Source organism: Thalassoglobus neptunius (assembly GCF_007859735.1).
Taxonomy (GTDB): Bacteria; Planctomycetota; Planctomycetia; order Planctomycetales; family Planctomycetaceae; genus Thalassoglobus; species Thalassoglobus neptunius.
The window spans coordinates 78,867-97,477 of record NZ_SIHI01000002.1 but is presented as its reverse complement, the minus strand read 5'-3'; the positions used below and the strand labels follow the sequence as shown (position 1 = coordinate 97,477).

Annotated in this window: 14 protein-coding genes; 8 read left to right on the top strand and 6 right to left on the bottom strand. The window is 53.5% G+C overall.

All coding sequences use genetic code 11. From position 1 onward, the window contains the following. Positions 1 to 182: 182 nt before the first annotated feature. Entirely contained in the window at positions 183 to 1,568 is a 1,386-nt protein-coding gene (gene asnS, locus KOR42_RS12425) for an asparagine--tRNA ligase (RefSeq protein WP_146510148.1), read from the bottom strand. 282 nt (positions 1,569 to 1,850) lie between these two features. Here asnS and KOR42_RS12420 point away from each other — a divergent pair, with 282 nt between their 5' ends. Together KOR42_RS12420 and KOR42_RS12415 are read left to right on the top strand one after the other, a co-directional pair. Then, positions 1,851 to 5,051 (top strand): PVC-type heme-binding CxxCH protein, encoded by a 3,201-nt coding sequence (locus KOR42_RS12420; protein WP_197441122.1) that lies wholly within the window; start codon positions 1,851 to 1,853, stop codon positions 5,049 to 5,051. A 451-nt stretch (positions 5,052 to 5,502) separates the two neighbouring features. Beyond that, positions 5,503 to 6,828 carry a hypothetical protein gene (locus tag KOR42_RS12415; RefSeq protein WP_146510147.1) on the top strand — a complete coding sequence of 442 codons (1,326 nt, stop codon included), beginning with the start codon at positions 5,503 to 5,505 and terminating at the stop codon, positions 6,826 to 6,828. Between the two features lie 48 nt (positions 6,829 to 6,876). Here KOR42_RS12415 and KOR42_RS12410 read toward each other — a convergent pair whose 3' ends face one another. Together KOR42_RS12410 and KOR42_RS12405 are read right to left on the bottom strand one after the other, a co-directional pair. Further along, a complete protein-coding gene (locus KOR42_RS12410; RefSeq protein ID WP_146510146.1) occupies positions 6,877 to 7,458 on the bottom strand; it encodes a class I SAM-dependent methyltransferase in 582 nt (193 codons plus the stop codon). Then, complete coding sequence (locus KOR42_RS12405) at positions 7,446 to 8,501, bottom strand: NAD(P)/FAD-dependent oxidoreductase (protein WP_146510145.1); 1,056 nt, start codon at positions 8,499 to 8,501, stop codon at positions 7,446 to 7,448. Before KOR42_RS12405 ends, KOR42_RS12410 begins: the two co-directional genes overlap by 13 nt. Before the next feature lie 133 nt (positions 8,502 to 8,634). On the opposite strand from KOR42_RS12405, the gene KOR42_RS12400 reads away from it, so the two are divergent. After that, positions 8,635 to 9,915 carry a tetratricopeptide repeat protein gene (locus KOR42_RS12400; protein ID WP_146510144.1) on the top strand — a complete coding sequence of 427 codons (1,281 nt, stop codon included), beginning with the start codon at positions 8,635 to 8,637 and terminating at the stop codon, positions 9,913 to 9,915. 166 nt (positions 9,916 to 10,081) lie between these two features. Here the strand turns inward: KOR42_RS12400 and xylA are convergent, their stop codons facing one another. Further along, positions 10,082 to 11,395, bottom strand: coding sequence for a xylose isomerase (gene xylA, locus KOR42_RS12395; protein WP_146510143.1), 1,314 nt, complete (start codon positions 11,393 to 11,395; stop codon positions 10,082 to 10,084). A gap of 252 nt (positions 11,396 to 11,647) precedes the next feature. Between xylA and KOR42_RS12390 the strand changes: the two genes are divergently transcribed. The 3 genes from KOR42_RS12390 to KOR42_RS12385 all read left to right on the top strand — a co-directional run bounded on the left by KOR42_RS12390 (position 11,648) and on the right by KOR42_RS12385 (position 13,525). Then, entirely contained in the window at positions 11,648 to 12,394 is a 747-nt protein-coding gene (locus tag KOR42_RS12390; protein ID WP_146510142.1) for an SDR family NAD(P)-dependent oxidoreductase, read from the top strand. 171 nt (positions 12,395 to 12,565) lie between these two features. Continuing rightward, the gene (locus KOR42_RS27720; RefSeq protein ID WP_197441121.1) at positions 12,566 to 12,727 is read left to right on the top strand and encodes a DUF6800 family protein; all 162 of its coding nucleotides are present in this window, start codon (positions 12,566 to 12,568) and stop codon (positions 12,725 to 12,727) included. Positions 12,728 to 12,778: 51 nt separating this feature from the next. After that, complete coding sequence (locus KOR42_RS12385; protein ID WP_146510141.1) at positions 12,779 to 13,525, top strand: NIPSNAP family protein; 747 nt, start codon at positions 12,779 to 12,781, stop codon at positions 13,523 to 13,525. 14 nt (positions 13,526 to 13,539) lie between these two features. Here KOR42_RS12385 and KOR42_RS12380 read toward each other — a convergent pair whose 3' ends face one another. Further along, positions 13,540 to 14,706 (bottom strand): N-acetylglucosamine-6-phosphate deacetylase, encoded by a 1,167-nt coding sequence (locus tag KOR42_RS12380; RefSeq protein ID WP_146510140.1) that lies wholly within the window; start codon positions 14,704 to 14,706, stop codon positions 13,540 to 13,542. A 230-nt stretch (positions 14,707 to 14,936) separates the two neighbouring features. Here KOR42_RS12380 and KOR42_RS12375 point away from each other — a divergent pair, with 230 nt between their 5' ends. Both KOR42_RS12375 and KOR42_RS12370 read left to right on the top strand, forming a co-directional pair. After that, complete coding sequence (locus KOR42_RS12375) at positions 14,937 to 15,980, top strand: DUF1559 domain-containing protein (RefSeq protein WP_146510139.1); 1,044 nt, start codon at positions 14,937 to 14,939, stop codon at positions 15,978 to 15,980. A 68-nt stretch (positions 15,981 to 16,048) separates the two neighbouring features. Next, positions 16,049 to 17,155, top strand: coding sequence for a serine/threonine protein kinase (locus tag KOR42_RS12370; protein ID WP_231740895.1), 1,107 nt, complete (start codon positions 16,049 to 16,051; stop codon positions 17,153 to 17,155). A gap of 270 nt (positions 17,156 to 17,425) precedes the next feature. Here KOR42_RS12370 and KOR42_RS12365 read toward each other — a convergent pair whose 3' ends face one another. Beyond that, the gene (locus tag KOR42_RS12365) at positions 17,426 to 18,448 is read right to left on the bottom strand and encodes a glutamine synthetase beta-grasp domain-containing protein (protein ID WP_146510138.1); all 1,023 of its coding nucleotides are present in this window, start codon (positions 18,446 to 18,448) and stop codon (positions 17,426 to 17,428) included. Between the last annotated feature and the right edge of the window lie 163 nt (positions 18,449 to 18,611).

Here is an 18,611-nt window from a genome sequence, read left to right as displayed (position 1 = left end):
TGGCGAGTCGCTGTTGGACATAAGATGTTGGAATCGGGAGTTGGAGCGGACGGTACGAGCAGTGCGAAGTCAAACGCGACGAGAACACTTTCTGATTGAGTTTACACTCACTCGCACGAGCAAGCTCAGCGTTTTGTCGAATGAAACATTGCAAGCGAGTGCACTGGAAAGAGCAACTTGCTCTAGAATTCCGCGTTCTTTGGGGTTCGCGGAAACGGGATTACGTCACGAATGTTTTGCATCCCCGTGAGCAGCAGGATGGCTCGTTCGAGACCGAGTCCGAAACCGCTGTGAGGCACGGAACCAAACCGCCGCAAATCGAGATACCACCAGTATTCTTCCGCGTCGAGGCCGCATTCGACGAGCCGTTTTTCGAGAACATCGAGACGGTGTTCTCGCTGACTGCCACCGATAATTTCTCCGACGCGCGGAACGAGAACGTCCATCGCCCGCACGGTCTTTTCGTCTTCGTTGCAGTACATGTAAAACGGTTTGATCGTCCGGGGATAATCGTAAACGATTAACGGTTGGCCGAAATGTTCTTCGGTGAGCCAGCGTTCGTGCTCTGCCTGAAGATTGGTTCCCCACGAAACGGGATACTCCCACTTTTTCCCGGAGGCGAGCAGAAGATCGACAGCTTCGGTGTACGAAATCCTTCGGAATTCATTGTCGAGAATATTCCGAAGCGTGGTCATGATCTCCTTGTCGATCCGCTGATTGAAGAACGCCATGTCTTCCGCGCATTCGTCGAGGCACTTCTGGACCAGAGTTTTGATGAACTCCTCAGCCAGTTGCATATTGTCGTCCAGTTCGAAGAACGGGACTTCCGGTTCGATCATCCAGAATTCGGACAGGTGGCGCGTTGTGTTGGAATTCTCCGCGCGAAACGTCGGGCTGAATGTGTAAACCGGACCGACAGAGCAAGCGTAGATCTCTGCTTCCAGCTGACCGGAAACGGTGAGCGATGCCTTCTTCCCGAAGAAATCTTCGCTGTAGTCTCCCGCCGAACTGGGCGTCTGGTCCAGCGTGGTGACGGTGAACATTTCCCCGGCGCCTTCGCAGTCGCTGGTCGTGATGATGGGAGTGTGAACGTAAAGGAATCCTCGCTCCTGAAAGAAGTCGTGGATCGTTCTGCACACGCAATTGCGGACTCGGGCAATGGCTCCGAACGTATTGGTTCGAGGTCGGAGATGTGCGATTTCCCGAAGATACTCGAAGCTGTGACGTTTCTTCTGCAGCGGATAGGTGTCGCCATCAGCTTTGCCGAGAAGCGTGAATTCGCTGGCGTGAAGTTCGACACGTTGCTTCGATCCGGGGGACTCCTTGAGTTCTCCGCGAACCTCAAGGCTTGCGCCTGTGCCTGCTTCTTTGATGTGCTCCTCGTAGCCGGGCACGCTGGCGTCGATCACGATTTGCAGATTGGACATGCAGGACCCGTCGTTCAGTTCGATGAACGAGAAGCCATTCTTCGAATCACGTCGGGTTCTTACCCAACCTGAAGCAACGACTTGTGATCCAGGGTCGATTTCATACAGTAAACTGGCAATGCGGTGGGATGGACGCGCCATTGTTTCAGGACCTTCCTCCATGGGGATGAATGCCGGTATCCTATTCAATGCAAGCGATTCAGTCACCGGACACATGAGTGGATACTTGACTGCTTTGTCTGTTTTTTCCGTCCGTTCGCCTCTTCGTCGTCGTGAACACCTCCCTCCCCGCAATCTGGTTTGGAAAAATCCATGTCTCACGCTGTTTCTCATCGAGAGCATTTTCCGAGATGGGCTCCGCGAATTCCCACGAGCAAGCGAAAAGAAAACCAAGATCAAAAGCACCGGCGAGTGAACTGGAACGTGCCACGCGCGCTGATGACAGGCAGTCTCTTGATTCTCCTGTTCAGCGGATCGATGCTGAAGGGGCAGGAATCCGACAACTCAAGAGATCGATACAAGGACGATCTGGCAGGAAACGAAGACGTCGCACGTGTCATTCGTTCCTTCGAGGGACGCGGCGAAGTCGGTGACGACAGCCAGCCGACTCCAGCAGCGATTGCCGTCGAGCAGTTTCAATTGGACGACGGTCTCGCGATGGAACTTGTTGCTTCGGAGCCTGAGATTGAGCAGCCGCTCTCTCTTCACTTCGATGACCGAGGGAGATTGTGGGTCGTCGAATACCGACAGTATCCATTTCCGGAAGGGCTGAAGGTCATTCGCTACGATCAGCATCTCCGGGCAGTCTTCGACAAAGTCCCAGCTGCGCCTCCGAATCACGTTCGAGGCCGTGATCGAATTTCCCTTCTTGAAGATACGGATGCGGACGGCGTCTATGACTCGCATCGCGTGGTGATCGACGGCCTCAACATCGCCTCTTCTGTGTTGACAGGTCATGGCGGAATTTGGGTGTTGAATCCTCCCTATCTGTTGTTCTATCCGGACGCTGATGGAGATGCTGTTCCCGATGGAGATCCAGTTGTGCATCTCTCCGGGTTCGGATTGGAAGATACACACTCCGTCGCCAACAGCATGAATTGGGGACCGGACGGCTGGATCTATGCTGCAAACGGATCGACAACCACTGGAAAAGTGACATCCGGGGCTGGTTCAAGCGTGCAATGGGAAGGCCAAAACATCTGGAGATACAATCCCAAAACAGAAGTCTTCGAAATCTATGCCGAAGGGGGAGGCAATACGTTTTCGACAGAGATTGACTCTGTCGGACGAGTCTTTTCTGGCACCAATCATGGCAATACTCGCGGGATGTATTATCCGCAGGGCTCTTACGGAACCAAGAACTGGGGGAAGCATGGACCACTGACGAATCCGTTTGCATTCGGATTCTTCCAGCACATGGGACATGAGGGTGACCGCGATCGTTTCGCGCAGACGTTTGTGATTTATGAAGGGGGAGCACTTCCAGAGCGGTTTAACGGACAGGTCATCGCGGCGAATGCGTTGCACAATCGAGTATGGGCCAGCGAACTGATTTCCGAAGGATCGACTTTTCGAACCGTCGATCTCCCCGAAGTTGCCACAACCGAAGATCGATGGTTCCGCCCGGTCGATTTGAAAGTTGGACCGGACGGAGCGGTGTATGTCGCTGACTGGTACGACACGCGACTCACACACGTTGATCCTCGCGACAACTGGCACAAATCGAGCGGAAGAATTTACCGCATTCGAGCTGCCGATTCGCCCGCGAGCAAACCGGAATGGGATCTCGCACAGCTATCAAATCTTGAGTTGATCGAGCACTTCGATCATCCCAACAAGTTCATCAAGCAAACGGCAGTTCGGGTGTTGGGAGAACGTTTATTCTTCACCGGCGGAGAACTTGATCAAAGCGATACGGTCGATCAGTTGAAAGACCTCGCATCCGGTTCGGCTCCGGGGGCACTGGAAGCACTTTGGGCATTGCACTGGGCTGGGGAATTTGATGAAGCAGCGGCGCGACAACTCCTCAGCCACGAAAACCCGCACATCCGTCGGTGGGTGATTCGACTGCTTGGGGATCAGCGAAAGGTTTCACCCGCAACTGCGAAAACGTTGGAGCAGCTGTCGTCGACGGAACCGTATGTTGGCGTTCGGTCACAACTCGCCTCGTCGGCACGGAGGTTCGAAACTGCGGTTGCGATTCCGTTGATCGAAAACCTCCTCAAGAACGAGGACGACCGACTCGACCTGCACATGCCACTGTTGTTGTGGTGGTCGCTTGAAGCACACACGGGACAGGTTCCATTGAACAATGCCCCGCAGGTGGGTGTTTCACTGACGCCATCAAATCCGGAGCCGCCTCGTGATCAGCTATTCGACTGGCTGGAAGATTCGTCCCTTTGGGAAATTCAGATCGTCCGCGAGACAATCTTGCCGCGACTCATGAAGCGATTTGCCCTGAGTCAATACGCAACTCTCGTCGAAGAAACCGAAGCATCTGGGCTTGCTGACTGTGAGCGGTTACTGGCACTGGCTCCCGATTCTGAAATGAGAGGCATCCTGCTCACGAGTTTTCTGGAGTCTTATCAGGGGCGAGATTTGACGGGAATTCCGGAGCAGCTGCGCCGTCAGATTTTGGAACATCAACAACTCGTTGGAAAATCCGATTTGCTTCTTAATTTGAGATTGGGAGAGAAGAAGTCACTCGATCAAGCGTTGAAGGCCGTTGAATCGAGTCAAACGGACAACAGCCTTCGCCTTGCATTGATTGAGGAATTTGGAGAAGGTCGACATCCTGAATCGGTCGCTGTCTTGCTCAAACTCTTGCGAGGTTCACACGGAAGCACGATCAAAAACGCTGCGATGAATTCGCTGATGTCGTTTCCCGATCCGAAAATCGGAACCACGATCTGTCAGCTCTATCACTCATCTCTTCCCGACGAACATGGAATTCGCGAGACAGCCCACCGAGTCCTCGCCAGTCGACCGACCTGGAGCGAGCAACTCTTGAAGGAAGTGGACACCTTTCGCATTCCGGCGGAAGCTATTGGGTTCGATGTGGTCAATCAGATGCGACTGCACGCGAATCCCGAAGTCGATCGGCTGATACAAAAGCATTGGGGGCGAGTGCGTTCCACTCCTGAAGAAAAGCTGGGAGAGATCGAACGGTTGAAAGCATTGCTCACGCAGTCAGATCAAAAAGGAGATTTGACCCGTGGACAGGCACTCTTCACGAAGCACTGCGGCGTTTGCCATACGATCTTTGATCAAGGAGGGATCATTGGCCCCAACCTCACAGGCTATGAGCGAGACAATCTTGATTTCATGCTGTTGGCGATTGTCGACCCCTCCGCAGGAATTCGGGAGGAATTCACTCAGTATCAGATCGCGACAGTCGACGGGCGGATTTTGACTGGCCTGATTGACGATCAGACTCCCGCAACGGTCGTGATGCGTCATGCCGACAATTCGTTAACCGAAGTCTCTCGGGATTCGATCGATGTGTTGCAGGCGATTCCAACGTCCATCATGCCTGATGGCGTGACGAAACAGCTATCGGATCAGGATCTGATCGATCTGTTCACGTTTCTCTCGCAGCCAACACCCGTTCGCCCGACACGCTGAATGCAGCGAAATGGCCGGAATCTCAGTGAATGTGTGCGGTCAATTCATTCGAATCCATGAAACTTGAATCGGAGCAGAGTCTCATTTGTAACTGTTGATAAGATCATAACCGGAGAGAGAAGTGCGTCGATCAAGGGCGCATCTTGCTTTGATCCTTTGAAACAGATGGAAAAAAATGTATCATGAACGATGCAAATTGTTAAGAAGTCTGGTTGGGGAATCGGTTTCTCAGCAGTTCGCGTAATACAAATTGGTTCGTGATCCAGGACGGAAGTGGGAATTTTCGTAACGACTGGACTCGATTTTAGATTCGTGCACTGATGATCCGTAGTGATGATTTGGGTTGCAGTCATTAGGTCTGCAATTCGATTTCGCACAAAGTTGGTCGATGCGTTGATCGCATCGACGTTGTGCCATGGCCACGTGATGATCATGTTTTTGCAGGTGTCGAATGGACCTGTTGCTGCCGAATTTTGACGTCAATCAACCGACTTGGTTTTATCTTTCTCTGCTGTTGATCGTAGCTGTCTACTTCAGGTTTATGCGCGTGTTTTCGTTGCGGAACCTGGATTTGGCACTGCTGCTGTCGGCGTCGCCCGGATTGTTGTTCGTGGCGGCAGAGAGTGATGTGACCCAGACGTTGGGGCACGTCTGGTTGTTTGTTGTGGCATGCACCTTTCTGGTGCGGATGCTCGTCGATCCGCTATTGGGGCGCAGGCCGTACCTCGGTCAGAATCTGAACACACACGGTCTGGCTTTTCTGTGTTTCTCAGTCTTCGCGTTTTTGATGACGCAGGCGATTACGTCGTCGCTGCCAAGGACGACGGAAGTAACGATTGAGCGAGCCGAGAAACTCGTCAGCCGGACAGCGACAGATCCAAGTGAAGATGCGGCTCAACAAGTGGCGAGTGGGCCAGCGACAGCCGTTCTCGCGACGATTGCACTCATCTTCGAAGACTTTGGCCCGCCATTTCTGGCAATTCTCGCCCACGCGGCAGTGATTAGCGGATTGTGGTTCGTCGGACGGAACTTATTTGGAGATAAGAGTATTGGCGTAGCGATGGCGACGCTCTATCTCTTGTTGCCGTGTACCGCTTACAACGTTGGCGAATTCAATCACGTCTTGCCAGCTGCCTTGATCACCTGGGCATTTGTCGCGTTTCGCAAGCCGATCGTCTCCGGCGTTTTGCTGGGGTTGGCCTGTGGGACGTTGGTGTTTCCGCTGTTCTTGCTTCCGATTTGGGCAGCGTTCTATGGACGCAAAGGGGCACCGAAATTTGTCATGGCTTTGACGGGAGTGGCAGTTGTTTTGCTCTTCAGTCTGGCACTGACATCGATTGACTCAGAATCATTCTTTCAGAAAACGATTGGGACGATCAACGTGCCGCTGGCGGTGCTTTCCCAAAGCGAGTTTTCATCAGGGTTCTGGAAAGAAGCGAATTACGTGTCGCCGTATCGGTGGCCCGTCATGGCTCTCTACTTCATTATGGTCACTCTCATGACGCTCTTTCCCGGGCGTCGAAATGTCGAGGTGCTGCTTGCTCAATCGGCAGCTGCTGTGATTGGGACGCAGCTTTGGTACACGCAACAGGGAGGGGTTTATCTGTTGTGGTATGTTCCGTTGCTTCTGATGGTGATCTTCCGACCGAGATTGCCGCATCTTCAATTCACTCAAGACCTGGACGATGAGGAGTTGTCCGTGTCGAAGAGCACCGTTCGGTCCGCTCACAATGCGAGCAGTACGCAACCAAGCCGTCGGCTTCAATTGTTTCGGTAGCTCTTTTTACGGCTTCTCTGAACTCGCGTTGCGTTCGTGGATGTCGACTCAATCGACGGAATCGGGTCGTCGCATGATCGTAAAAAGCCGCGGTGCCTTGTCGTTTGCGTTGGTCGTGGCTTCGTGGAGCGATTCGAACTCGGTCGACTGAATGAGCTTCTGAATGAGTCCTTCGACCTGTATCGATTCTTCGAGCCCTCCCGGGTGTCCAACGTATGCAGTCACGGTGAGGACTCCATTCGGTTTCAACAGTCGAGTCGCTGCCTGAATCGCGATGAGTGTCGAATCAGCTGTTGTTGTGCGGGTTTTGTCTCCGCCCGGCAAATACCCGAGATTAAACATGATGGCCGATGCAATCTGAGCAGCTTCTTCTGCGAGACGAGGAAGCAAAGTCGCGTGGCTTTCGAGAACGAGATCGACGTTCTCGCTCTTGTGTTTTTGAAGTAAATCGTGAGTGGAATCCAGTGCGTCCTGCTGGACGTCGCACGCAACGACTCGGCCGATCGAACCGACCAGCTGGCTGAGAAAAAGTGTGTCGTGGCCGTTTCCTGAAGTGGCATCGATGACCAGATCGCCAGTTCGGACGACGTCGCGAATCAGCGAGTGAGCAAGTTCGGTCAGTTGTACCATCGGGAGAGGGAATCCTTTTCGGGAATCGGTGTTTGATTCAGCATTTGCCCGACGAGAGCTTGAGCAAGTCGGGGAGCGGTAAGTGATCCTTTCGATCCCAACCCGTTCAAGACGCCAACATTCGGCAAGTGCGGATGGATCCCAACGACCGGATGAAAATCATGCATCGTTGGGCGAATGGCAGCCTGTTGCCCAATGACTTTCGTCTCAGGAGCGAAGAACTCGGCGAGTCGGTTGAGTAGCCATTGGCGTCCTTCCGGAGTAGGGACATCGCTCAGATCGTTCCACTCGTAGGTTGCGCCGACACGGATTGCATCGAGTGGCTGGGGAGCGATCCAGATTCCGCGATGGATTACCTGAGACAGAGAGATCTCGGCCGGTTCAAGGTCCAGGATTTCACCTCTTGCGGGATTGAATTGAATCGGCGAGAGGAATTCCGCCGGAGAGGGCACGAAGCCAGTGCAGTAGACGATCCAGCGAGCAGACAAGTCGAGTTCGCACAATTGAACCCGCCCTTCTCGGATCGTCAAAGGTGTGTTCAGTTCGACATTGACGGGAAGAAAACGGTTGGATTGCTGAAACCAGTCCCGCGACCGGCTGAGATACTCGGGGACGTTTAGCTGTCCTCCCGGCATTTGGAATCCGCCGTGAAAATCGCGAATCAGTCTCGGATCGTCGGTGGCAGGTTCGCAGGAAACAGCCCCGCGAAGTCGTGATTCTGCTTTCGAATGGAATTCTAAAGCTTCGGAATCGGAGCGGAAGAGGCGTGTCATGGGGACGTGATGGAAAAATCGCGGAGTGTTGATGCGTTTTTCAATGGAGCGATAAAACCTCGAGGCAATTCGCCAGTTATCATCCCATTCCGGATGGAAAGCGAAGCAGCGTCCCGTGATGGGAGTCATCAGTCCGGCAGCGACTTCAGAGGCTGAAGTTCGGGATTTTCCGTCGAGAACAACGAAATCGAGCCCAGCTTCGAGCAGCGTCCACGCCAGCGTCGTCCCGGCGAGTCCCTGACCAACGATGATGGCGTCCACATTCTTCATGAGGTTGTGAGGGTTAAACGCCGGATATCGGCTCAGCGGAGGAAGTCTTCAGAAATTCCTGACGATCGATTTGCCGTGAAGGCGGCTGTTGGATATGTTCGGGTTTCGGCAACTTATGTCAACACGATCGACCATGTCTCAGCCACTCTTCTCCGGTGATCTCTCGTCCACCGACAGTTCTCCCTGTCTGCAGGGGGAGCGTGTGGCGTTTACCGGGACTCTTGCTTCGATGACTCACTCCGAGGCAGCTCGTCTCGTTGAGCAAAATGGAGGAGCGGCGGTCGAACACGTCAGTCGTCAGTTGACGATGATCGTCATTGGTGAAGAAGGGTGGCCACTCGATGATAACGGGCAACCGTCCGTGAAGCTTCAGCAAGTGGATCGCTTGCTGGAAGCGGGAGCAGAGATTCAGGTCATCAATGAATCCCAGTGGCTCACATTGCTCGGGTTGAATGATTATCGAGAAGAAGTTCACCGCCTCTACACTCCGGCGATGCTGTCATCCATTCTCGGGGTTTCCGTGCATGTGATTCGGCGTTGGGAGCGAATCGGTATGATTCATCCTGTTCGTCGGGTGCATCGGCTTCCCTATTTCGATTTCCGTGAAGTGAGCAGTGCCCGGCGACTGAGTGAATTGCTCGATGCCGGGATTCAACGTCAGGAGTTGGAAGACGGACTGAAGAAGCTTCCGTCGGTTCAACGGGGAGACGAACGTCCACTAGAACAGCTTGAAATTCTCGCTCACAGCCTCGGCGTTCTGGTTCGCGATGCGCACGGTCTTGTGATCCCTGAATCAGGGCAGCGCGTTTTCGATTTCGATGATCCCACTCCGGAACAGCCTGATCTGGCGACACTCGACGAACCTGAGTCGATTCTGTTTTCGGAAGTGGTGAAGGATGCGACTGAGTCCTCTGTCGATTTGACCACCAAACGGGATTGGCTGGTTGAAGGCTGTCGACTGTATGACGCTGGGCGAGTGAAAGATGCCCTTGAGGCATTTCGGCTCGCAGCGATGGCATCTCCCGCAAGCTCGGATGTTCATTTTCAGATCGGCGAGTGTCTCTATCGTCTCGGAAGTGTCGAAGGGGCACTGGAGCGCTACTACACCGCCGTCGAGCATGATGATGAATTTCTGGAAGCCTGGACACAGATCGGCTGTCTGCATCGCGAATTGAATGATCTTCAGGCAGCGAAAACCGCGTTTCTGGTTGCGCTGACAATTCTCCCTGAATATCCCGATGCGCATTATCATCTCGCCGAAACGCTTTTCGAGTTGGACGATATCAGCTCCGCTCGGGAACATTGGACCGAGTATCTTAAGCACGATCAACGAGGCCCGTGGGCGGATGTTGCCCGTCAGCGGCTCGAAGTGTTTGACATCGATTCCATGTCGACGACATCACCGATTCTCTGAGATGCCCATTCCCTAAGATCGTCGGGGCGAGATTCCACACGTAAGCACTGCCGTCGCAAGCAGTCATTGCGATCCCAAGAACTGATCGAATAGAAGAAAACCGCCCGTCGACGCTTGTGGCCAACGGACGGTTTTGCATTCCGCCTGATCGAGAATCGCCGTTCCCTTACAGATATTGGTTGACCAGATTCTCGAGGTATTCCTGACGTCCGGAAGTGTTGGCGTCCGCTTCACCTTTCTCGAGCATGTAGGCTTCGAGATCAGCGAACGTCGCTGAACCGTCTTCAATTTTGGCTCCGACTCCGGAATCGAAGCTTGAGTATCGCTGCTTGACGAACTCGTCAAGGAGTCCATCTTTGCGGATGGCTGCGGCAACTTTGGCTCCGCGAGCGAATGCGTCCATTCCTCCAATGTGAGCATGGAACAAATCGATTGGTTCGAAGCTTTCGCGGCGAACTTTCGCGTCGAAGTTTGTGCCCCCGGTGCCGAGGCCATTTTGCTTCAGGATGACCAGCATCATCTGCGTCGTCAGGTAGATGTCCGTTGGGAACTGATCCGTGTCCCAACCGAGCAGCATGTCACCGGTGTTTGCGTCGATTGAGCCGAGAGCATCGTGAATACGAGCGTATTCCAGTTCGTGCATCATCGAATGCCCGGCGAGTGTCGCATGGTTTGTTTCGATGTTGAGCTTGACGATTCCATCCAACCCGTTGCGTCCGATGAAGTTCAGACAGGCAGCTGCATCGAAATCGTATTGATGTTTCGTGGGTTCTTTCGGCTTGGGCTCGAAGAGGAACTGTCCGTCGAAACCGATCGACTTGGCGTGGTCGTGCGCCATGTGCATGAATTTCGCGAGGTGGTCGAGTTCCCGATTCATATCGGTGTTGTACAAGTTCATGTACCCTTCTCGACCGCCCCAAAAGACGTAGTTCTCCCCGCCCAGTTGATAAGTGACCTCAATGGCCTTCTTGACTTGTGAAGCGGCGTAAGCATAGACGTCTGCATTGCAGCTGGTTGCTGCTCCGTGCATGTATCTTGGATGGCTGAAGAGGTTGGCTGTACCCCAAAGCAGTTTGGCTCCGGTTTCGTCCTGTTTTTCCTTCAGTCTGGCTGCGATCTTGTCAAAGTTCGCATGGCTTTCTTTGAGAGTGCTGCCTTCGGGAGCAACATCGCGATCGTGCCAGCAATAGAATGGGACACCGAGTTTGGTGATGAATTCGAATGCCACGTCGACGCGTTTCAGTGCGTTTTCGATCGAGTCGCTTCCGTCATCCCAAGGGCGCTGCAGAGTTCCCGCTCCGAACGGATCGCTGCCGGTTCCGCGGAATGTGTGCCAGTAGCACACACTGAAGCGGAACAGATCTTTCATCGATTGACCTTCGATGATCTCGTCTGGATTGTAGTGCTTGTAGGCAAGTGGGTTTTTGCTCTCTGGGCCTTCGTACTGAATTGTGGGGATTTCTGGAAAAAACTCGGCCATGACGATGATCTCTCTGACTCGGATAAGAATTCTCTGAATTGGCTGAGGAGTGTAATGGACTCGAAATAGAGAAGAAAGGATGTCGATTCAATCAGGGAGACCGGGGACGAACAGCCTCAATTTGTCTGAGTGATTGAATGCGCGTCAGTGGTTCCTTACCGTGTCTGTGCATGCTCATTGATGGATTCCGATCCGGGGAACGCCTTGTTGGCACGGACCAGGCATTGAAGTTTTTATGAAGAGGGTGGATTGATGGCGGATCATAAAGTTGCACTGGTTACCGGCTCAGCGACCGGAGTTGGAAAAGCTTGCGTGCTGGAATTCGCCAGACGCGGATTTCATGTGGTCGTCAATTACTCAAGAAGCGAAGAAGAGGCTCAGCAGACGGTCGACGAAGTCCAGGCCTGCGGGGTCGATGCACTTCTTGTTCAATGCGATATCAGCGACGACGCTGCCGTGAAGTCGATGATCGAACAGGTTTCCACACGCTTTGGAAGGCTCGATGTTCTCGTCAACAATGCCGGGTGCACTCACTTCGTCGAACACAAAGATCTCGACGGAATGACTGAAGAGAAGTGGGATCGGATTCTGGACGTGAACCTGAAAGGGACGTTCTTTGTGTCGCGGGCTGCGGCGGAAACGCTGAAGGCGTCAGGAGATGGGGCGATTGTGAATATCAGCTCCGTAGCGGGGATTAGCGGTTTCGGTTCATCAATCGCCTATTGTGCCAGCAAGGGAGCGATCAACACGATGACGAAATCCCTGGCGAAGGTGCTGGCCCCCGAAGTGCGTGTGAATGCTGTTTGTCCGGGGCCAATCGATACGCGATGGCTTCGAGATTGGATGTCGGCAGAGCAAATCGAGAAGTTCACCTCGGAATACCCAATTCCTCTATGTTCGACTCCCGAGGATGTCGCCGATGCCGTGATGTACCTGGCGTTGGGGACCAAAATGACGACCGGTCAATGTGTCGTCATGGACGGCGGACGGACCATGTGACATCACGGGTTACGCCGATCTGCGCGCAGAGAAACCATGAGATTGGTCGAGAGATTGAATCACTGAAGCGTTGACCGGACAGCGGGCGACTTGTATTCTGTTGCGTTCCGCGTCTCAATCCTGTTTTGAGTGCTGTGAACATTTGTTACTTCTGAAAGTTGAATTGCCACAATGGGGCGAATTGAAAGATCACGTGAACTGGCTCGCCGTCGAGCACGTCGCACGAAATTGAAGGCACTGAGAAAACGCTACGCAGAAGCAAAAAGCGATGCGGAGAAAGCAACGATTGTTGAAAAGGCTCAGCGAGTGAGCCCGTTTGCAACCTTCGAGTAGAGTCTCGGCGAAGTCAGTCTATTCTGTTGACGCTATCCGGAAAGAGGTCCGATGATGCGAGTGGTTTTGGCTGCGCTGTTTGTCTGTTTTGGTTTTCTCTCGGCAGCACAAGCCGATGATGGGCTCTATGAATTGCGTGTTTACACATGCGAGCCGGGAAAACTGGAAGCGCTCAACTCGCGATTCAAAAACCACACCATGCGAATTTTCGAGCGTCACGGCATCGAAAACGTCGCGTATTGGACACCGGTCGACGAAAACGACGAACGCCTGATCTATCTGATCAAGCACAAGAGTGCCGAAGCAGCAAAGGCTTCCTGGGATGGTTTTCGAAACGATCCAGAGTGGAAAGAAGTCGCTGCGAAGAGTCGTGCTGACCACGGAAAAATTCTGTCAAAGGCTCCCGAAGTCACAGACATGACGGAAGTTGACTATTCGCCGGAAGTCGTATCTCCCGGTTCCGATCGGTTGTACGAACTTCGAATTTACACCACGCTTGAAGATCGCCTTGATGCATTGAATGCTCGGTTTCGAGATCATACGAAACAGATCTTTGCTCGCCATGGGCTTGAGTCGTACGGGTATTGGACGCCGACGGATGAACGGTCTCAAAACACGCTTGTTTATGTGTTGAGCTTCGACGATGCCGAGACAGCCAAAGCCGGCTGGAAGGCATTCGGTCAGGATCCCGAATGGCAGGCAGCCCGTGCAGCTTCGGAAGCCGACGGAAAGATTCTCGCTGAACGACCTCTCAGCGTTTATATGAAGTTGACCGACTACTCACCTCAGAGCAAGTAGTCTTCCCGGCTCATTCAGTTGTCTGAGTGGGATGAATTGCAGTCGAAGACGGTTCTACCTTGCGCAATTGTTGACCGAATGTTCAACTGATGCGTTTCTGTCGAGTGGTCGAATAAGGTCAAATCTGCTTGCGCTCCTGCTGTGAGGGAAGCGCATTGAACGCCACAAACGCGTGCCGGGTTGGTCGTGGCCATCGTCCATGCCTGCTCAAGTGTGCAACCGGTCATTTCGATCATTTTCGCGACGCAGACATCGGTCTGCACGCCTGAACCTGCGAGAAGTTGTCGCTGACCAGCGATGACAATTGGACCTTCGGCGAGGACTTCAAATCGGCCGCCGTGGTAGTCGTATTCTCCGGGAGGGCATCCCGCCAGGCCAGATGCGTCGCAGGTGAGAATTGTTCGGGCTGGTCCTTTTGCATAATAGATCGACCGGACAACCGAAGCGGGCAGGTGATGTCCATCGGAAATGATGCTGGCAGCTAGGCGTTCTTCCCCGAGTTGGTCCCAAATGTAATTCGGGTGGCGGCGGAGAGTGCCGTGTGCTCCGTTTCCAAGATGCGTGCTGAGCGTTGCTCCAGCCTCGACTGCTCGAGCAATCTCTTCGCTTGTCGCTGCGGTGTGTCCAATGGAAATGGCGATGTTCGAATTCACCGCTTGTCTGATGAGTTCGACAGCCCCTTCTGACTCCGGGGCAAGGGTGACGAGTCGGATGCGGTTACCGGACGCCTTTCGAAGGGCTTCGACTTCTTCCCAGCTGCATTTTCGAACATGGTCGATCGGATGGGCGCCTCTTGGGCCGTCTTCGCTTGAGATGTAAGGCCCTTCGAGGTGGCACCCCAGGATCATTCTGTCTGCCCACTGTTCCTGTTCGCAGGCTTTCCGAATGATCGAAAAACCATGCTCAAGAGCGCCTTGAGAGTTCGTAATCAGCGTTGGAAACAGATGGGTGATTCCATGTTGAAAGTGTTGCTTCAGAGTCTTCAGGACTTGCTCGACAGTCAGGTTTTCGTCGCTGAACCAGATTCCGCCGTAACCGTTCACCTGAAGGTCGAACAGGCCGGGAGCGACGAATGGAAGGTCTTGAGCTGAGTCGATTGCCGTGATCTTTTGGATGGTTTCGCCAACGATCGTGATTTCGATCGGTGTCCCGGTCCGGTAATCTCTAGCGAGGATTTGCATGGGGAATCGGTTTCTGTGTTTCGTGAACGGCTTTCTCCAACACGAGCGACGTTCGCATCGTAGATACTCCAGCCCGACGGGAACACCCACGGCCAGGTCTCGCCGATTGAGTTTCGGCTTCCTGGAAGTCTCGTTCCAAGGCGGTTTTGAGACTTCATGGGAATCGCGGCGAATTATTCGATTCAGAGGCTTTGTAATCATTCATCAAGGCACAAGGTGAAAACTTGAACGTGACAGATTCGAAGCGAGCGTCGATTGCCCTACGGAATAAGGGGGCGTGGGCCGGATTTACGCTTGTGGAGTTTCTTGTCGCGATTGGAATCATCATGGTTCTGATCAGCATGTTGGTCCCTGCGATTAATCGGGCTCGGGAGGTCGCCCGGGCGACCCAATGCAAGAATCAGCTCCGACAGATCTCGCTTGCGATTCATGGGTATCATGATGCTCACGAAACGTTGCCGCCGGGATATATTGACAGCCCGGGGGCAATCACGTCTTCAGTCGAGAGCGGATGGGGCTGGTATGCGATGTTGCTGCCTCATCTGGATCAGCAGCCGCTTTATGAGAAAATTGACTTCCATGACGGACTGCGAAGAACGAAGTGGGACTCCGGAGATGTCGATGGGCTTACGAATAATCTTGGCAATCAGAGTGCTGTTGCGATCGACCTGCCAAGCGCACGTTGTCCGTCGGACTTCTCGCCGACATTGATCGCACGCATTGAGCCAGGACTTGGGGCCATCAGTTATGCAACCACAAGCTACGCAGCGATGACCGGTCCGGAGTGGATGTCGTTGCCGTGTCGAATCCCTGGGGTCTTGAGTGAAGAGGAGCTGGATGTCTCGGAGTTCGGGCAGTGTGAGTTGCCGGGTGGAGCGTTTTTTCTGAATAGTCGAACGCGATTCGTTGATCTCACGGACGGGATTTCGACGACGTTGCTCATCGGGGAAGTGAGTGGCAAGCTTGATCATATTGAAGATGCTCCAAGTCTTCCGTCGGGGTTGTCGCACGGCGGTTCGCACTGGGCGCGTGTTTCGGATCCTGTTCTTCAGGAGCACGTTTTGACATCGACTCACGAGCGGGTGAATCGTCCCTCGATAGGAACCTATTCTCCCGGGTTGAGCAGTGGGCATCCGGGAGGTGTTCAATGTGGGTTCGCTGACGGATCGGTCAGGTTTTTATCTGATGAAATCGATTCCAGTGAAACTGCTCCGTATGGAGTGTTGCAGCACCTCTCGACGATTGACGGCGAAGAGGCGATTCCGAGTTTCTGACCAAATTGGTGATGCTGGCAGAGAGGCTGAACTCACCGAAGAGTGGTTCAGCCGCGTGTTGAGGCGCCATGAAAAAGGTCTGGAGTTGCTTTATGATGGGGGCTGTGGGACAGTCAACTTCGGGCCATCTCCCCAAAAACTTACACGGCGCTCAATCAGCAACATATAAGGAATCAGTCGTGGCGAATCCAAGTCAAGGATATCCTCAGATCATTCTCTCCGGAACTGATCGGGATCTTCCTGAAATGTTTCAGGAAGGGTACTTGAGGTACACCGATGAACGGCTGTTGTTCAACGGGCGTAAGGCCTATCTCGAAGCTGTCTTTGATAATATTGTGGGGCGAATGGTTGCGAGAAAAACGCTCCGGTACGAATTGAGAAACGACGAAGAAGAACGGCGTCGATTCTTGCGGGAAGCTCGCGTGACGGCACAGTTGGCGCATCCCAACACGATCCCTGTCTATGAGATTGGAACGACCAAAGGGGATTCAATTTTCTTCACGATGAAGTTGCTTCGCGGCGAAGATCTTTACGAAGCCATCAAGCGGCTGGCCAATCGTGATCAGAGTGCTGTTCAAGCCTATCCAATGTCTGAGTTGGTCGAGATTTTCCTGCAGGTGAGCCAAGCTCTGGCTTTCGCTCATGCGCACGGTGTGATTCATCGTGACATCAAGCCGGAAAACGTCTGGCTGGGGCAGTTCGGGGAAGTTGTTCTTCTCGACTGGGGTGTGGCCAAAGTCTGGGGCGTCGAAGATCCACCCTGGGAGCCGGAAGACTTTAAGCCTCATCCTGACTCCAAGACGAACGACAAAGAGCAACTGAGGACATTGACCCGGTCGGGACAACTGCCCGGGACACCACTCTACATGTCACCGGAACAGATCCTCGGACACAAAGGGATTGATGAGCGGTCGGATGTTTTCAGCATGGGTGTGATGCTGTATGAGTTGATGACTCTCAAGGAGCCGTTTCGGGGAGAGACAGTGCGCAAGACATTCGATTTGATTATCCATGACGACCCCATTTCTCCACGGGAACGTGCTCCGGAACGGCATATTTCGGAAGCGTTCGAAGCGATCATTCTCAGAGCGATCGAGAAAGAGAAGAAGGATCGGTATCAGTCCGTTCAGGAAATGATGGCCGACGTCCGTGACGCCAGAGACGCGCTGCTTTAGTTCGTCTGAGGTTGTTGTCTGTCGATTTCTGGAAAGCTCCGAAGCTGGGATTTGCAGACGCAGTGTTCCTCGGCGGAATCGAGTGAGTGCCTGTATTTGTGGCAAAACGGTTTCTGAGGCAGCACGTGTTTTGGGAAACCGCTCGCATCGCAGTAGAGATGGATCTTCCTGGCTTTGGTCGCTGGACGTAGGAGAGCGCAAAAGAAAAACGCCCGGCGGATTGCCGGGCGTTTCTCGTATTGGTGAGAGGTGAAAACTCACCTCACTGAATTACAGGTTTTTGCATGCTTCTTTGACAGTCTTGATGATGACTGCGGCGACCTTGTAAGGATCGGCGTTTGAAGCTGGGCGACGATCTTCGAGCCAACCTTTCCAGCCGGATTCGACTGTTGCGATTGGGATTCGGATCGATGCACCACGGTCTGAGATTCCGTAGCTGAACTCGTCGATTCGTTGAGTTTCATGGAATCCGGTCAGGCGCTGATCGTTGTCAGCACCGTAGACTGCGATGTGATCAGGGACGGTTGGGGCGAACGCTTCGCAAATCTTTTCGTAGACAGCTTTGTCGCCTGCGGTTCGGAGGATGGAGTTCGAGAAGTTGGCGTGCATCCCGGAACCGTTCCAGTCCCCTTTCATTGGCTTACAGTGCCAGTTGATCTTGTAACCGTAGCGTTCTCCGCAGCGTTCCAGGAGATAGCGAGCGATCCAGATTTCGTCGCCGGCTGTTTTGGCTCCCTTGGAGAAGCACTGGAACTCCCACTGGCCCATCATCACTTCGGCGTTGATTCCCTCGACGTTCAAGCCTGCTTCGAGGCATTCTTCGAGGTGTTCTTCGACGAGGTCACGACCGATCGCGTTGGTTGCTCCGACGGAGCAGTAATAAGGACCTTGAGGGCCAGGGTAACCTTCGGCGGGGAATCCGATCGGTCGGTTAATACTGATATCCCAAATGGTGTATTCCTGCTCGAAGCCGAACCAGAAATCTTCGTCGTCGTCTTCGATTGTCGCGCGACCGTTCGAGGGGTGAGGAGTTCCATCGGGGTTCATCACTTCCGTCATGACCAACCAGCCGTCTTTACGGGCTGGGTCTTTGTAAAGTGCGACGGGTTTGAGCAAACAGTCGGACGAACCACCTTCGGCCTGCATGGTTGAGGAGCCATCGAAACTCCACATCGGGCAGTCTTCGAGTTTGCCGCTAAAGTCTTTGACGATCTTGGTTTTTCCGCGAAGGCTCTGGGTTGGTTTGTATCCGTCCAGCCAGATGTACTCGAGTTTTGCCTTTGAGCTGCTCATTCTTGTTTGTTCCTTGAAAAAATCGTTCACCTGACGTCAACCAGGAATCTGCAGGAGGGCCTGCAACCGAAGTGACTTCCGATTTTCGAGCGCGGACGTCAGAAGTGAAACGCCCGAAGTAGTCGGAGGTGTTCCCGACTCTCAATTTCTATGGGATTTTGAA

Coding starts and splice junctions, on each gene's coding strand:
- KOR42_RS12370 (WP_231740895.1), top strand. CDS start 16,049: ATGAAAAAGGTCTGGAGTTGCTTTATGATGGGGGCTGTGGGACAGTCA.
- KOR42_RS12380 (WP_146510140.1), bottom strand. CDS start 14,706: ATGCAAATCCTCGCTAGAGATTACCGGACCGGGACACCGATCGAAATC.
- KOR42_RS12365 (WP_146510138.1), bottom strand. CDS start 18,448: ATGAGCAGCTCAAAGGCAAAACTCGAGTACATCTGGCTGGACGGATAC.
- xylA (WP_146510143.1), bottom strand. CDS start 11,395: ATGGCCGAGTTTTTTCCAGAAATCCCCACAATTCAGTACGAAGGCCCA.
- KOR42_RS27720 (WP_197441121.1), top strand. CDS start 12,566: ATGGGGCGAATTGAAAGATCACGTGAACTGGCTCGCCGTCGAGCACGT.
- KOR42_RS12385 (WP_146510141.1), top strand. CDS start 12,779: ATGATGCGAGTGGTTTTGGCTGCGCTGTTTGTCTGTTTTGGTTTTCTC.
- asnS (WP_146510148.1), bottom strand. CDS start 1,568: ATGGCGCGTCCATCCCACCGCATTGCCAGTTTACTGTATGAAATCGAC.
- KOR42_RS12415 (WP_146510147.1), top strand. CDS start 5,503: ATGGACCTGTTGCTGCCGAATTTTGACGTCAATCAACCGACTTGGTTT.
- KOR42_RS12390 (WP_146510142.1), top strand. CDS start 11,648: ATGGCGGATCATAAAGTTGCACTGGTTACCGGCTCAGCGACCGGAGTT.
- KOR42_RS12410 (WP_146510146.1), bottom strand. CDS start 7,458: ATGGTACAACTGACCGAACTTGCTCACTCGCTGATTCGCGACGTCGTC.
- KOR42_RS12400 (WP_146510144.1), top strand. CDS start 8,635: ATGTCTCAGCCACTCTTCTCCGGTGATCTCTCGTCCACCGACAGTTCT.
- KOR42_RS12405 (WP_146510145.1), bottom strand. CDS start 8,501: ATGAAGAATGTGGACGCCATCATCGTTGGTCAGGGACTCGCCGGGACG.